This window comes from Luteimonas sp. 8-5, from assembly GCF_029763755.1.
Taxonomy (GTDB): Bacteria; Pseudomonadota; Gammaproteobacteria; order Xanthomonadales; family Xanthomonadaceae; genus Cognatiluteimonas.
In genome coordinates this window covers 1-15,847 of the sequence record NZ_JARUVM010000093.1, presented here as the reverse complement: position 1 = coordinate 15,847, position 15,847 = coordinate 1, and the positions used below count along the sequence as shown (strand labels likewise).

At 69.3% G+C, this 15,847-nt stretch carries 11 protein-coding genes and 2 pseudogenes; 7 read left to right on the top strand and 6 right to left on the bottom strand.

Features of this window, described 5'->3' with window-relative positions:
- From infB to pnp, 5 genes are all read left to right on the top strand, one after another.
- Positions 1-2,188: translation initiation factor IF-2 (gene infB, locus QAA18_RS09995; protein ID WP_279412777.1), on the top strand; the 2,188-nt coding region annotated here is incomplete at its 5' end.
- Positions 2,189-2,191: 3 nt separating this feature from the next.
- On the top strand, positions 2,192-2,533 hold the full coding sequence (rbfA, locus tag QAA18_RS09990; protein WP_279412776.1) for a 30S ribosome-binding factor RbfA: 342 nt from the start codon (positions 2,192-2,194) through the stop codon (positions 2,531-2,533).
- Positions 2,530-3,522: a tRNA pseudouridine(55) synthase TruB gene (gene truB / locus QAA18_RS09985; RefSeq protein WP_279412775.1), complete on the top strand. Its 993-nt coding sequence runs from the start codon at positions 2,530-2,532 to the stop codon at positions 3,520-3,522. Before rbfA ends, truB begins: the two co-directional genes overlap by 4 nt.
- Before the next feature lie 132 nt (positions 3,523-3,654).
- Entirely contained in the window at positions 3,655-3,915 is a 261-nt protein-coding gene (gene rpsO / locus QAA18_RS09980) for a 30S ribosomal protein S15 (RefSeq protein ID WP_279412774.1), read from the top strand.
- 83 nt (positions 3,916-3,998) lie between these two features.
- Positions 3,999-6,107, top strand: a complete 2,109-nt coding sequence (gene pnp, locus QAA18_RS09975) for a polyribonucleotide nucleotidyltransferase (RefSeq protein WP_279412773.1) — start codon at positions 3,999-4,001, stop codon at positions 6,105-6,107.
- A 67-nt stretch (positions 6,108-6,174) separates the two neighbouring features.
- Here pnp and QAA18_RS09970 read toward each other — a convergent pair whose 3' ends face one another.
- From QAA18_RS09970 to QAA18_RS09945, 6 genes and pseudogenes are all read right to left on the bottom strand, one after another.
- Entirely contained in the window at positions 6,175-6,597 is a 423-nt protein-coding gene (locus QAA18_RS09970; protein ID WP_279412772.1) for a universal stress protein, read from the bottom strand.
- A gap of 67 nt (positions 6,598-6,664) precedes the next feature.
- Positions 6,665-7,270: a hypothetical protein gene (locus tag QAA18_RS09965; protein WP_279412778.1), complete on the bottom strand. Its 606-nt coding sequence runs from the start codon at positions 7,268-7,270 to the stop codon at positions 6,665-6,667.
- A 28-nt stretch (positions 7,271-7,298) separates the two neighbouring features.
- Positions 7,299-7,838, bottom strand: a pseudogene (locus QAA18_RS09960) (MFS transporter); the annotation flags it as partial.
- Between the two features lie 80 nt (positions 7,839-7,918).
- Positions 7,919-9,358 (bottom strand): RNB domain-containing ribonuclease, encoded by a 1,440-nt coding sequence (locus tag QAA18_RS09955; RefSeq protein WP_279412771.1) that lies wholly within the window; start codon positions 9,356-9,358, stop codon positions 7,919-7,921.
- A gap of 18 nt (positions 9,359-9,376) precedes the next feature.
- A complete protein-coding gene (gene dinB, locus QAA18_RS09950) occupies positions 9,377-10,471 on the bottom strand; it encodes a DNA polymerase IV (RefSeq protein WP_279412770.1) in 1,095 nt (364 codons plus the stop codon).
- Positions 10,472-10,495: 24 nt separating this feature from the next.
- Entirely contained in the window at positions 10,496-11,899 is a 1,404-nt protein-coding gene (locus QAA18_RS09945) for a GntP family permease (protein ID WP_279412769.1), read from the bottom strand.
- A 149-nt stretch (positions 11,900-12,048) separates the two neighbouring features.
- Between QAA18_RS09945 and QAA18_RS09940 the strand changes: the two genes are divergently transcribed.
- Positions 12,049-14,355, top strand: coding sequence for a TonB-dependent receptor (locus QAA18_RS09940; protein WP_279412768.1), 2,307 nt, complete (start codon positions 12,049-12,051; stop codon positions 14,353-14,355).
- 34 nt (positions 14,356-14,389) lie between these two features.
- Positions 14,390-15,847: pseudogene (locus tag QAA18_RS09935) on the top strand (hybrid sensor histidine kinase/response regulator); the annotation flags it as partial.

Genomic DNA, 15,847 nt, shown 5'->3' with positions numbered 1-15,847 from the left:
GTCGCGCCAGCGCAATCTGTCCGAGCAGCAGCGCCTGGCCGAAGCCGACCAGCGCCGCGCCGAGGAAGCCGCCGCGCGCAAGCGCGCCGAGGAAGAGGCCGCCCGCGCCGAAGCCGAGCGTGCCGCCGCAGCCCTGGCGGTGCCCGAGGAAGACCTGGCCCGCAAGGGCCACGGCCATGGCCACCCAAAGCCGGCACCCGCGCGCGCCGACGACAAGACCGGCCACAAGCACAAGACCCGCGGTTCGCATGCGATGGTCGCCGGCGTCGAGGACGACGATCGCACCAGCCGGTTCGCCGGCCAGATGCACCTGAGCGCCGCCGACCGCGCGCGCCGCAGCAGCGGCCGCGGCGGCAAGGCCAGGCCGACCCGTCGCCATGCCGAGCAGGCCCGTTCGGGCAGCGGCTTCACCCGTCCCACCGCGCCGATCGTGCGCGAAGTGGCGATCGGCGACGCGATCACCGTGGCCGACCTGGCGCAGAAGCTGGCGCTGAAGGGCGGCGACGTGGTCAAGGCGCTGTTCAAGATGGGCGTGATGGCCACCATCACCCAGACCATCGACCACGACACCGCGGTGCTGGTGGTCGAGGAACTCGGCCACACCGCCGTGCACGCCGACGCCAACGACGCCGAGAGCGAGCTGCTGGCGCAGGTCGGGGACGTGCAGGGCGAGAAGCTGCAGCGCCCGCCGGTGGTCACCATCATGGGCCACGTCGACCACGGCAAGACCTCGCTGCTCGACTACATCCGCCGCACCAAGGTCGCCTCCGGCGAAGCCGGCGGCATCACCCAGCACATCGGCGCCTACCATGTCGAAACCGACAAGGGCGTCATCAGCTTCCTGGACACCCCGGGCCATGCGGCGTTCTCGCAGATGCGTGCGCGCGGCGCCAAGCTCACCGACATCGTGGTGCTGGTGGTGGCCGCCGACGACGGCGTCATGCCGCAGACGATCGAAGCGGTGCAGCACGCCAAGGCGGCGGGCGTCCCGCTGATCGTGGCGATCAACAAGATCGACAAGTCCGACGCCGACCCGTCGCGGGTCAAGAACGAACTGCTCGCGCAGGACGTAGTGTCGGAAGACTTCGGCGGCGACACGCAGATGGTCGAACTGTCTGCCAAGACCGGCCAGGGCGTCGACAACCTGCTGGACGCGATCAGCCTGCAGGCCGAGGTGCTCGAGCTCAAGGCCGTGCATGAAGGCCGCGCCTCCGGCGTGGTCATCGAGTCCTCGCTGGACAAGGGCCGCGGCCCCGTCGCGACCGTGCTGGTGCAGCAGGGCACGCTGTCCAAGGGCGACTTCCTGGTGTGCGGCGTGCAGTACGGCCGCGTGCGCGCGCTGTTCGACGAGAACGGCCAGCAGGTGCCCGGCGCGGGTCCGTCGATCCCGGTGCAGGTGCTCGGCCTGTCGGGCGTGCCGGACGCGGGCGACGACTTCGTCGTGGTCGCCGACGAGCGGCTGGCCAAGGACGTGGCCCAGCAGCGCGACGCCAAGCGCCGCGAGACCAGGCTGGTCGGCCAGGCGGGCAACCGCATGGAAGACATCATGGCGCAGATGGGCGAGGGCGCAGGCCAGCTCAGCCTGCCGCTGATCGTCAAGGCCGACGTGCAGGGTTCGGTGCAGGCGCTGCGCGAGGCGCTGACCGGACTGTCCAACGACCAGATCCGGATCAACGTGATCGGCTCGGGCGTGGGCGGCATCACCGAGTCCGACGCGCAGCTGGCGGCGACCTCCAAGGCCACCATCATCGGCTTCAACGTGCGTGCCGACGCCTCGGCGCGCAAGCTGATCGAGACCACCGGCGTCGACCTGCGCTACTTCTCGATCATCTACGACGTGATCGACCAGGTGAAGCAGGTGGCTTCGGGCATCCTGGGCAAGGAAATCCGCGAGGAGATCATCGGTATCGCCGAGGTCCGCGACGTGTTCCGCAGCTCCAAGTTCGGCGCCGTCGCCGGCTGCATGGTCGTCGAGGGCGTGGTCAAGCGCAGCAAGCCGATCCGCGTGCTGCGCGACAGCGTCGTGGTGTTCGAGGGCGAGCTGGAATCGCTGCGCCGGTTCAAGGAGAACGTCGACGAGGTCCGCGCCAACACCGAGTGCGGTATCGGCGTGAAGGCCTACAACGACGTCAAGCCGGGCGACCAGATCGAGTGCTTCGAGCGCATCGAGGTCCAGCGCACGCTGTAAGCCATGGCGACCAAGGCATTCAAGCGCACCGACCGCGTCTCCGCCCAGCTCCGGCGCGAGCTGGGCACCCTGGTGCACGCGGCCGCGCGCGAGCACGGGCTGCCCTCGACCAGCGTCTCCGACGTCGAGGTCAGCCGCGACCTGGCGCATGCCAAGGTGTTCGTGACCGTGCTCCAGCCCGAGCGCGCGCAGGAGGCGATGAAGGCACTCAAGGCGCTGGCCCCCGAGCTGCGCTACCAGTTGGCGCGAGCGGTGAAGATGCGCCACGTCCCCGAGTTGCACTTCCATTACGACGAGTCGCTCGATCGCGGCGAGCGCATCGACATCCTGCTCAGGGACGCGTGAGCCAGAAGCCGCGCACGGTCTTCCGCAAGCTCGACGGCATCCTGCTGCTCGACAAGCCGCAGGGCCTGAGTTCCAACCAGGCCCTGCAACGCGCGCGGCACCTGTTCCGTGCCGCCAAGGCCGGCCATACCGGCAGCCTGGATCCCCTCGCCACCGGCCTGCTGCCGGTGTGCTTCGGCGAAGCCACCAAGATCGCCGGAGGCCTGCTCGGGGCGCGCAAGGCCTACGACACCGTGGCCCGCCTGGGCGCGGTGACCGACACCGACGACGCCGAGGGACAGCTGCTGCGCGAGCGGCCCGTCCCCGAACTCACCATCGACCGCATCGACGCCGCGCTGCGCCAGCTCACCGGCCGCATCCGCCAGCGCCCGCCCATCTATTCGGCGCTCAAGCGCGGTGGCGAGCCGCTGTACGCCAAGGCGCGCCGGGGCGAGGCGGTCGAGGTGGAGGAGCGCGAGGTCGACGTGCACCTGTTCGAATTGCAGTCCGCCGCCGACCTGCTCGACGACCTGCGCGGCGGCGATGCACCCCCGCAACTGCGCCTGCACGTGGAATGCGGCTCGGGCACCTATGTCCGCAGCCTGGTCCGCGACCTGGGCGAGCTGCTGGGCTGCGGCGCCCACGTGGCCGAGCTGCGGCGCCTGTGGGTGGATCCGTTCCGCGATCCGCGGATGTGGACCCTGGAGGCGCTGCAGGAGCTGGCGGCCCGCGGCGAGCGTGGCCTGGACGCCTGCCTGCTGCCGATCGAGACCGGAATGGCGTCGTGGCCGGAGGTGCGGGTCAGCGACGAGCAGGTCCGGCGGCTGGGGCAGGGGCAGGCGGTTGCGGGCTTCCGGCCGCCGCCCGGACCGGCCGGCAGCGTGGCGATCCTGGATGGCTGGGGCAAGGCGCTGGGCCTGGGCCAGGTGGGTGAAGACGGCTGCCTGCGCCCGCAGCGCCTGTTCTCCTGGGCCTGCGAACAACCTAACGCCTTGTCCGGAAAGGCCTGACCGGGCTACAATTCCGAGGCTTTACCACACACCCGCGAACAGCGGGCCCAGCACGCGGCGGGCCTGGCGGTGCATCCATGGCGACTGGCATGGCTGTTCCTGCCGACCACGCATCTACCAGAGGCAACATCCATGTCGATCGACAGCAGCTCCATCATCGAAGAACACAAGCGCGGCGCCAACGATACCGGTTCCCCGGAAGTCCAGGTCGCCCTGCTCACCGCCCGCATCACCCAGCTCACCGAGCACTTCAAGACCCACAAGCAGGACCACCACAGCCGTCGCGGCCTGCTCATGATGGTCAACCGCCGCCGCAGCCTGCTCGACTACCTGCATCGCAAGGATGCCGAGCGGTACAAGGCGCTGATCCAGAAACTGGGCCTGCGTCGCTGAGCGATACCACGACCGCGGCGCAGCGATGCGCCGCGGTTTTGTTTTGATGAATTGACAGTACCAAGCATCCAAGGAATTCCAACGTGGCGAAAATCACCAAGACCTTCCAGTACGGCAACCATGAAGTCACGCTGGAGACCGGCGAGATCGCGCGCCAGGCAGGAGGCGCGGTCATGGTCAAGTGCGACGGCACCGTACTGCTGGTCACCGCGGTCGCGGCCAAGTCGCAGCGCGAGGGGCAGGACTTCTTCCCCCTCACCGTCGACTACCAAGAAAAGTTCTACGCCGGCGGCCGCATCCCGGGTGGTTTCTTCAAGCGCGAAGGTCGCGCCACTGAAAAGGAAACCCTGATCTCGCGCCTGATCGACCGTCCGATCCGCCCGCTGTTCCCCGAGGACTACAAGAACGAAGTCCAGATCATCGCCACCGTGATGTCGATGAACCCGGAGATCGACGGCGACGTTCTCGCCCTGATCGGCGCCTCGGCCGCGCTGTCGCTGGCCGGCACCCCGTTCATGGGCCCGATCGGCGCCGCCAAGGTCGGCTACAAGGACGGCCAGTACCTGCTCAACCCGACGGTCAGCGAGCTCAAGGAGTCGAAGCTCGAGCTGGTCGTGGCCGGCACCTCCAACGCCGTGCTGATGGTGGAATCCGAAGCCGACCAGCTGTCCGAGGACGTGATGCTGGGCGCCGTGATGTTCGGCCACCGCGAGATGCAGAAGGCGATCCTGGCCATCAACGACCTGGTCACCGAAGCCGGTACCAAGCCCAGCACCTGGCAGGCGCCGGAGAAGAACGCCGCCATGATCGCCGCGCTGAAGGAAGCCGTGGGCGACAAGCTCGGCCAGGCTTTCCAGATCCGCGACAAGCTGCAGCGCCGCGACGCGATCGCCGCGCTGAAGAAGGACGTAATGCAGTCGCTTGCCGGCCGCGCCGAGGAAGGCGGCTGGTCCGCTGGCGAGATGTCCAAGGAATTCGGCGAACTCGAATACCAGACCATGCGCAACGCGGTGCTCGACACCAAGGTGCGCATCGACGGCCGCGCGCTCGACACCGTGCGCCCGATCACCTCGCGCGTCGGCGTGCTGCCGCGCGTGCACGGCTCCTCGCTGTTCACCCGCGGCGAGACCCAGGCGATCGTCACCGTCACCCTGGGCACCGCCCGCGACGGCCAGATCATCGATTCGGTCGCCGGCGAGTACAAGGAACACTTCCTGTTCCACTACAACTTCCCGCCGTACTCGGTCGGTGAAGCTGGCCGCATGATGGGCCCGAAGCGCCGCGAGATCGGCCATGGCCGCCTGGCCAAGCGCGGCGTGCTCGCCGTGATGCCGACGATGGAGGAGTTCCCGTACACCATCCGCGTGGTGTCGGAGATCACCGAGTCGAACGGCTCGTCCTCGATGGCCTCGGTCTGCGGCAGCTCGCTGGCGCTGATGGACGCGGGCGTCCCGGTCAAGGCGCCGGTCGCCGGCATCGCCATGGGCCTGGTCAAGGAAGGCGACAAGCACGTCGTGCTCAGCGACATCCTCGGCGACGAGGACCACCTGGGCGACATGGACTTCAAGGTCGCCGGTACCGCCGACGGCATCTCCGCCCTGCAGATGGACATCAAGATCCAGGGCATCACCGAGGAAATCATGAAGACCGCGCTGGCCCAGGCCAAGGCCGGCCGCCTGCACATCCTCGGCGAGATGTCCAACGCGCTGACCACGCCGCGCCCGGAACTGTCCGACTTCGCGCCGCGCCTGATCACCATCAAGATCCACCCCGACAAGATCCGCGAAGTGATCGGCAAGGGCGGCTCGGTGATCCAGGCGATCACCAAGGAAACCGGCACCCAGATCGACATCCAGGACGACGGCACGATCACCATCGCCTCGGTGAACGCCGCCGCCGGCCAGGCCGCCAAGTCGCGCATCGAGCAGATCACCTCGGACGTCGAGCCGGGCCGGATCTACGAGGGCAAGGTCGCCAAGCTGATGGACTTCGGTGCGTTCGTCACCATCTCCCCCGGCAAGGACGGCCTGGTGCACGTCTCGCAGATCTCCAACGAGCGCGTTGAGAAAGTCAGCGACGTGCTCAAGGAAGGCGACATCGTCAAGGTCAAGGTGCTGGAAGTCGACAAGCAGGGCCGCATCCGCCTGTCGATGAAGGCCGTGGCCGAAGGCGAGGGCGCGCCCGCCGCGTAAGCCGCGGGCAGCATCGCAAGGCTTCAACGAAAAGCGGGCTTCGGCCCGCTTTTTTCGTTGCCCTGCCTCAGCGGATGATCGTGACCGGGATCTTCGAGGTCGACAGGATCTTCATCGCCACCGAGCCCAGCAGCGCGCTGGCGGCGGCGCCGCGGCCGTTGGAACCCATCACCAGCAGGTCGGCCTTCGGCTTGTTGCAAGCCTTGATGATCTCCTCGGCCGGCAGGCCGATCACCTGCTGTTCCTTGAACGCCGCGCCGGTGCGGCGAAGCGCTGCACGCGGGCCGCGCAGGGCGTACTCGGCGTTGTCGTGGTGGTACTTGCGCACCGCTTCCTTGCCCAGCCGCGTTTCGACCCCGGGCATCAAGGGCGGGTCGACGGTCAGCAGGGTGATTCGCGGCGGGCGCGCCATCCGGGCGGCCAGCCTGCCGGCATAGCGGGCGGCATGGACGCTTGCGGGACTGCCATCGACGGCAACGACGATGCGCATGTTCGACTCCATTGCTGGGTGTTGCCGACAGCATCGGCCTTGCGCGGCGAAGGCGCAATGACCTGGATCACCCCGCCCGGTGCGGACCCTCCGGTCTGCTGCCGCGCCGGGCTGCCCAGGTTCCGAGTAGCACGCCGGCAACCCCCATGGCCGCCAGATAGTGCGCCGGCGCGAGCGGGTTGTCGCGCAGCGCCAAGGTCACCAGCACCGGCGTCACGCCACCGCAGATGGCATAGGCGACGTTGTAGGAGAACGACAGGCCGCTGAAGCGCACGGCCGCCGGGAACGAAGCCACCGCGATCGACGGCACCATCGCGGTCAGGCCCACGCCCAGGCCGACCAGGCCATACAGCGGGAAGAGCCATTCCGGGTGTGCGTCGACGCGTGTGTACAGCAGCCAGAATGCGGCAGCGCCGAGCACGCTCCAGATCGCGAGCATGCGCCCTTCGCCGTAGCGGTCGGCGAGGGCGCCGGCCGCCAGGTTGCCGATCATTGCGCAGACGATCGCCACGCAGTTGGCGAACAGCGCGGTCTCGCGGTCCACGCCGCCGCGCTCGAGGAAGGTGGGCATCATCAGGATGGCGATGATGACGAAGGCGGTCAGCAGCCAGGTCAGCAGCATCGACAGCGCCACCGATGGCAGGTGCCCACGCAGCACCGTCTTCAGCGGCATCGTCGCGGCCAGTTCGCGGCGCTCGGGTCTCGTGCAGGCGCCGGCGCACGTACAGGGCGCCGAACCCGAACACGCCGCCGACGAGGAACGGCAGGCGCCAGCCCCAGTCCAGCAGCTGCGCTTCGGTGAGGGCCGCACCGATGCCCGCCGCCACCAGCGCGCCGACCAGGATGCCGCCCAGCAGGCCTGCGGAAAGCGCGCCGCAGGCGAAACTGCGATGCCGCGGCGAGACGTGCTCGCTGACGAATACCCAGGCACCGGGCGCCTCGCCGCCGATCGCCGCGCCCTGCATCACCCGCAGCAACAGCAGCAGCACCGGCGCGAGCACGCCGATGCTGGCGTAGGTCGGCAGCAGGCCCATCAGCAGCGTCGGCACCGCCATCATGAAGATGCTGAGCATGAACATTCGCTTGCGCCCGCGCAGGTCGCCGAAATGCGCCAGCACGATCCCGCCCAGCGGCCGTGCCAGGTAGCCCGCCGCGAAGATGCCGAAGGTCTGCACCAGGCGCATCCACTCGGGCATGTCGGGCGGGAAGAACAGCGCGCCCATGGTGGTGGCGAAGAACACGAAGATCACGAAGTCGTAGAACTCCAGCGCGCCGCCGAGGGCGGCCAGTGCCAGGGTTCGCAGTTGGGTTCGGGTCAGGCTCACGGGATCCACTCGAGGTCGATGAGACGTTGTCCGGGGTCGGCGCGCTGCAGGCGCACGCGCACGACGTCGCCGAGGGGCAGGGCGGTCGTGCCGGAAACCGGGGCTTCGATCGCCAGCGCATGCAGCATGGCCACGCCGCGCGCCGGGTCGCGATCGTCGACCTCGACGATGCTCGCGTCGAACAGCTCGCCCACGTGCGGGGCCAATACCAGGGTTTCGGCCAGGTCGATCACCGCGCGCTCGTAGCGGCCGGAGCGCTGGCTCGATGCCGCCATGGTGCGCGGCAACCCGGGAAGCGCATCGAGCACCCATTGCGGAACCGGCGTGCCGGCGCACAGCGCCACGCACAGTTCGCCGGTATAGCGGTCGACCAGGCGCCGCAACGGCGCAGTCACGTGGGTGTAGGTCGAGGCCAGTGCCGAATGCATGGGGTGCGCAGGCGGGTCGCCTTCGAAGGCGACGTAGCCCGCGCCGCGCAGGACGCTGGTGCACGACACCAGCATCGCCACGTGGCGCGGGTTGGCCGGGTCCAGCGAGCGGATGAAGTCGGGATAGTTGCGCGATGCCGGCCAGTCGATGCCGAGCGCGCGGGCGCTGCGGCGCAGGCGGCCGATCGCGCGCGGCGGCGGTTCCGGCAACGTGCGCAGCAGGCCGACGCCGTGTTCGAGCATCAGGTGTGCTGCGGCCATGCCGGTGAGCAGGGAGATCTGTTCGTTCCAGTCCTCGATCGGGCAGCGTGCGCGGAACTCCAGGCGCCAGTTGCTGCCTTCGCCGCGGATCTCCTGGTCGGGCAGCGGCAGGCTGACGCCGCCGCGGCGCACTTCGCGTTGCATCCGCAGTTCACCGATCTCGCGCAGCACCTCGAACATCGGATCGGCCTGTCCGGCGTCGATCGCCTGTTGCACGCCCTCGTAATCCAGGCGCTGGCGGCTGCGCACCATGGCGCGGCGCACATCCAGTTCGGTGCCCTCGCCGGTGCGGTCGAGGCGGATGGTCCACAGCAATGCCGGGCGCAGCTGGCCGGGCAGCAGCGAGGCTGCGTCTTCCGACAATGCCGGAGGATGCAGCGGCACCTTGTCGTTGGCGCCGTAGAGCGTCTCGCCACGGCGGTTGGCTTCCAGGTCGACCGGATCGCCGGGGGTCACGAAGGCGGCGACATCGGCAATGGCGTAGTACACGACGAAGCCGTCGCCGTCGCGCGCCACGCGCAGCGCCTGGTCCAGGTCCATCGCGCCGGGCGGGTCGACGGTGACGAAGGGGATGTCGCTGCGATCCTCGTCCGGCAGCCGCGGGTTGGCGGCCGCTTGCGCTGCAGCGGACAGAACGTCGTCGGGGAACGCCTGCGGCAGATCCATCTCGCGCCTGATGCGGGCGATCCCGGGTTCGAGTGCCGGGGCGGCCGGCCGGGTGGCGCGCAGTCTTCGCGTCGTCGACATGCCCCGAGGATAACGGGGCTATGCGGTCGCGAACAATTCGGCCTGCGCCGCGAGCTCGTCGCGGTCGGCGAAGCCGCCCAGGCCCACGCCGACCAGGCGATAGCGGGTACGAGAGGGCAGGTCGACGCGCTGGCGCAGGTCGCAGGCGATGTCGGCCAGCACCTGCAGGCCATCCGGTGGCGTCGCCGGGGTCAGGCTGCGGCTGAGGATGCGGAAGTCCGAGGTCTTGAGCTTGAGCACCACGGTGCGGGCGATGCGCTCGGGATGTTGTTCGCGCTCGCGTCCGTAGCCGGCCCACGCCTTTTCGGCCATCCGCCGGATGTGCGGTTCCAGCTCGTCCAGCAGCAGGTCGCGTTCGAAGGTGTCCTCGGCCGAGATCTGCAGGGTCGGCCGCTCGCTGACGACCGGCCGCTCGTCGATGCCGAAGGAGAGCTCGTGCAGGCGCCGGCCCCAGCGGCCGAAGCGACGCTCGAGCTCCTCCACCGGGAAACCACGCAGGTCGGCAACGACCTGCAGCCCGAGCGTGGCAAGGCGCTGTTCCATGACCTTGCCCACGCCCGGCAGGCGTCCGACCGGCAGCGGCGCGAGGAAGGCTTCGACCTGGCGCGGGCGGACCACGAACAGCCCGTCGGGCTTGCGGAAGTCCGAGGCGATCTTGGCCACGAACTTGTTCGGCGCCACGCCCGCCGATGCGGTGAGCTGCGTCTCCTCGCGGATCGCCGCGCGGATCGCTTCGGCGGTGGCCGTGGCCGAGGGCAGGCCGCTGGTGTTGGCGGTGACGTCGAGATAGGCCTCGTCCAGCGACAGCGGCTCGATCAGGTCGGTATGGCGGGCGAAGATCTCGCGTACCTGGCGCGACACCGCCTTGTAGCGGGTGAAGTCCGGCGGCACGAACACCGCCTGCGGGCACAGGCGTTCGGCGCGCAATGCCGGCATCGCCGACCGCACGCCGAACTTGCGCGCCTCGTAGCTGGCCGCGCAGACCACGGAACGGTTGCCGCGCCACGCCACTACCACCGGACGCCCGCGCAGGGATGGATCGTCGCGCTGTTCGACGGACGCGTAGAACGCGTCCATGTCCACGTGGATGATCTTGCGTTGCGGCGTGTGCACGCCGCGATTCTAGCGGCTGGGCGGTCAGACGATCCCGGTGGCGTAGAACACGCCGATCACCACGAACACGGCCAGGGTCTTGACCAGGGTGATGGCGAAGATGTCCTTGTAGGCCTGGCGATGGGTCAGGCCGGTGACCGCCAGCAGGGTGATGACGGCGCCGTTGTGCGGCAGGGTGTCCATGCCGCCGGAGGCCATCGAGGCGATGCGGTGGAAGACCTCCAGCGGAATGCCTGCCGCCTGCGCGTTGGCGATGAAGGTTTCCGACATCGCCGCCAGGGCGATACCCATGCCACCGGAGGCCGAGCCGGTGATGCCGGCCAGCGCGGTGACGGTGATCGCCTCGTTGACCAGCGGGTTCGGGATCGCGGCCAGCGCGCTGGCCACCACGAGGAAGCCGGGCAGGGCGGCGATGACCGCGCCAAACCCATACTCGGACGCGGTGTTCATGCCCGCCAGCAACGCGCCGCCGATCGCGGACTTGCTGCCTTCGGTGAAGCCCGCGGTCACGGTCTTCCAGGCGAACGCCAGCACGCAGGCGATGCCGAGCAGCAGCGCGCCCTCGACCGCCCAGATCGCGGCGATCTTCTGCACTTCCTGCACCACCGGCGCCGGGTTGCCGATCACCGCGGGCACGAAGCTGTGGCTGTCGCCGTACCACTGCGGGATCCAGGTGGTCAGCAGCTTGTTGGCCACGCCGACCACGACCAGCGGCGCGATCGCGACCAGCGGATTGGCCAGCTTGCCACCCGTGAACGCGGCGGGCTCGTTGCGCAGGCTCGCTTCGTCGCCGTAGCCCTCTCCATTGCGCTGGGCCACGCGCCGGCGCCAGTCGAGGTAGGCCATGCCGGCGATCAGGATGAAGACCGCACCGATCGTGCCCAGCCACGGCGCCGCCCAGGCGTCGGTGCCGAAGAACGACGAGGGAATGATGTTCTGGATCTGCGGCGTGCCCGGCAGCGCGTCCATGGTGAAGGTGAAGGCGCCCAGCGCGATCGTGCCCGGGATCAGGCGCTTGGGGATGCCGGCTTGGCGGAACAGCTCGGCGGCGAACGGATAGACCGCGAACACCACCACGAACAGCGACACGCCGCCGTAGGTCAGCAGCGCGCACACCAGCACGATCGACAGGATCGCCCGTTGCGCGCCGACTACCTTGATGGTCGCGGCGACTATCGACTTGGAAAAGCCCGACAGCTCGATCACCTTGCCGAACACCGCGCCGAGCAGGAACACCGGGAAGTACAGCTTGAGGAAGCCGACCATCTTGTCCATGAACAGGCCGGTGAACATCGGCGCGACCAGGGACGGGTCCGTCAGCAACACCGCACCCAGCGCGGCGACCGGCGCGAACAGGATGACGCTGTGGCCGCGATAGGCCACGTACATCAGGAAGCACAGCGCGGCGAGCACGATCACGAAATCCATGCGGATGGGTCCCTCTCGCCACGACGGGCAGGAATCGAGGGCTGCAGTGTCCCGGCGCGGGGGCCGTGCGGCCCATTGTCCGAAGGTACGATGCCGCACCTTCACCCGGCCGCCTACGCTTGCCGCCATCCAACGGGAGACAAGACGGTATGAAGCGCAAGCACTTGAGCCTGGCCATCGGTTGCGTCCTGATGTTGCCTGCAGCCGCCTGGGCGCAGGATGCGGCGCCCGCGGCCGAAGCTGCCGAGGCCATCAGCCCGGCCCAGGCCGCGCAGCAGGCCGCCGAAACGAAGACGCTCGGCGCGATCGAAGTCACGGCGCGCCGCCGCACGGAATCCATCCAGGACGTGCCGGTCGCGGTCACCGCGTTCGGCGAGGAGCAGCTCAAGGACCTCCAGGCCGGCGACATCGGCGGCCTGCAGGGCGCCGTGCCCAACCTCAACATCGTCCAGGGCCGCGGTTCGGCCAACAGCGTCAACGTGTTCATCCGCGGCATCGGCCAGCCCGATGCGCTGCAGACCTTCGACCCGGGCGTCGGCATGTACGTCGACGACGTCTACTACTCGCGCATCAACGGCGCGCTGTTCTCCCTGTTCGACGTCGCCCAGGTGGAAGTGCTGCGCGGCCCGCAGGGCACGCTGTACGGCAAGAACTCCACCGGCGGCGCGATCAAGCTCACCACCAAGGATCCGTTCGACTACAGCGGCGGTTCTGTCGAACTGCTGGCCGGCGACTACGGCCGCGCCCAGGCCAGCTTCTATGTGTCGACCCGGGTCAACGATCTCGTCGCCGCCAGCGTGGCTGGTACCAGCAGCCACAACGGCGGCTACGTCACCGATCCGGTGACGGGCAAGCACTACAACGGCGACGATACCGAAGCGGTGCGCGCCAAGCTCGCGTTCCGCAACGGCGAGGACTTCAGCGCCACGCTGACCCTGGACCACACCAAACAGGACGCCGCGCTGACCCTGGGCCGGCCGACCGCCGACCTGCAGGCCAGCGACCTGGCCGGCCTGCCGCCGCCGGTGCTGCTGCCGGCACCGACCGGCGAATACGACTTCCAGACGCGTACCTCGTTCGGCCCCGACCATGGCCAGGAGATGACCCACAGCGGCGTCGCCTTCAACGTCGACTGGGCGATCAACGACGCCTGGCTGTTCAAGAGCATCACCGCCTCGCGCAAGCTGACCTCGAAGTCCTACATCGATATCGACGCTTCCGAGTACGAGCTCGGCGACGTGTACGTCGCGTTCGACCAGCGCCAGTTCAGCCAGGAACTGCAGCTGCAGTACGACAACGGCGGCAACTTCAGCGCCATCGTCGGCGCGTACTACCTCAACGAGAAGGTGCCGTCCTACCAGGAAGCCTACGCCGACGACTTCCTCCAGTTCCTGGGCTTGCACATCGACTTCCTGCGCACCATCGAGGACGACCTGCGCACCACCAGCACCGCCTTCTTCGCCAATGCGGACTGGGAGTTCGCCCCGACCTGGACCCTGTCGGCCGGCGTGCGCCATTCGCGCGACAGCAAGGACTACGACCGCACCACCAGCGCGTTCTTCGGTGCGCCGTTCCAGGCCGCCAGCGCCGATCCGCAGGCGGTGATCTCCGGCGCGCACAAGACCTGGACCGCGACCACGCCGTCGATCAGCCTGAAGAAGGCGTTCAACGACAACATGACCGGTTACGTGTCGGCCAACCGCGGCTTCAAGTCCGGCGGCTTCAACGGCCGTGCCAACGACCAGGTCGAGGCCGACAACCCCGAGTTCGCGCCCGAGTTCGTGTGGACCTACGAGGCCGGCTTCAAGATGCAGTCCGCCGACGGCCGCTTCTCGGCGAACATCGCCGCGTTCCACAGCGAGTACGAGGACTTCCAGGCGCGCGTATCGGAGACCCTGCCGGCCAACGGCATCCCGCAGTTCAAGTTCCCGGTGATCAACGCCGCGAAGATGACCGTCGACGGCATCGAGTTCGAGGGTCTGATGCGCGTGGGCGACAACACCACGCTGGCCGGCCAGTTCGGCTGGATGGACGCGCGCTACGACGAGTTCAACGACCTGCGCACCTCCGACCCGACCCGCCCGGACTACGACCCGACCCTGCACGAGCATGTCCCGTTCTCGCCCGAGTTCACCGCGCGCGTGGCCCTGCAGCACGCCTTCGACCTGGGCGACAACGGCACGGTCACGGTCGGCGGCGACGTGTCCTACCGCAGCCGCACCTGGCTGTCGGTGGACAACCGCGACAACCTCAGCCAGGGCGCCTACACCCTGGTCGGCCTCTACGGCGTGTGGGATTCGCCGCAGTACGCCTGGCAGGTGCGCGGCGGCATCCGCAACGCCACCGACGAGCTGTACATGACCGAGGGCCAGGAGTTCTCCAGCGTGGGCAACATCCAGACCGCCTACTTCGGCATGCCGCGCAACGCCTACGTGTCGGTGCGCTACAACTTCTGACGTAGACTCCCCGCATGCGCCGGGGGAGTGAGCAATGCTGAGCGTCGCCGTGGTCGTGACCGCGGCGGCGCTCTGGCTTGCGCTGCTGTTCGCCGCCGGCGTCTACGGCGAACGCCGGCCGCAGGTCCTGGCCCGGCACTGGCGCCACGTCTATGCACTGTCGCTGGCGGTGCACTGCACCTCGTGGACCTTCTACGGCACGGTCACCCAGGCCGCCCGCCACGGCTGGCCGGTGCCGCCGACCTTCGTCGGCGCGATCGTGCTGTACGCGCTGGCGGGCGTGTTCATGCTGCGCCTGGTGCAACTGGCGCGCGAGACCAACGCGACCTCGATCGCCGACCTGATCGCCACGCGCCTGGGCAAGGACGCCTGGCTGGCCGCGGTGGTCACGCTGGTCGCCGCGCTGGGGTTGATCCCGTACATCGCGCTGCAGCTCAAGGCGATGGCGATGAGCTTCGCCATGCTCACCACGCGCATCCCGGCCGCGTCGGGCGACGTGGCCGCGCTGCCCGCCTGGCAGGACAGCGCGCTGTACGTGGCCCTGGCGATGGCCGCGTTCGCCATGCTGTTCGGCACCCGCCGCGCGAGCGCCGCCGAGCACAACCGCGGCCTGGTGCTGGCGATGGCGGTGGAGTCGCTGTTCAAGCTGGCGGCGATGCTGGCGCTGGGCGCCTTCGTCTGGTTCGGCCTGCGCGGCCTCCCGGACCTCCCGGCGCAGGTGCAGGCGTTGCCGCCGCCGGCGCCCGGCGGCACCTTCATGCCGCTGGTGCTGCTGGGCGCGTTCGCGATGTTCATCCTGCCGCACCAGTTCCACATCGCCGTGGTCGAGTGCCGCGACGAGCGCGACGTGCGCACCGCGCGCTGGCAGTTCCCGCTGTACCTGCTGCTGATCGCGCTGCCGGTGCTGCCGCTGGCCAAGGCGGGCGAAGCGCTGCTCGGCGGCAGCGTGCCCTCCGACCTGTACGTGCTGGCCCTGCCGCTGTCGCAGGGGCAGCAGGGGCTGGCCCTGTTCGCTTTCCTCGGCGGCCTGAGCGCGGCCACCGGCATGGTGGTGGTGAGCACGCTCACCCTGAGCCTGATGATCGGCAACCACTGGTTCGCGCCGGGCCTGCTGCGCGGCGCGTGGTCGCGCGGCGGCGGGGCGGACCTGCGCGGACACGTGCTGGCCCTGCGCCGCTCCGGCATCGTCGTGATCATGCTGCTGGCCTGGGCTTACAGCCGCCTGCTGGCCGGCAGCGAGGCGCTGGCCGACGTCGGCGCGGTGTCGTTCTCCGCGCTGGCGACTCTCGTGCCTGCGCTCTGCTTCGCCGTGTGGCGCCCGCAGACGCCGCCGCGCGCGGCAGTGGCCGGCGTGCTGGCCGGGTTTGCGGTGTGGTGCTGGGTGCTGCTGTTGCCGCTGGCGATGGCCTTGCGCGGCGCAACGCCCGACTGGCTGCACCTCGGGCCGTTCGGCTGGGCCTGGCTCTCGCCCGAGGGCCTGTTCGGCCTGACC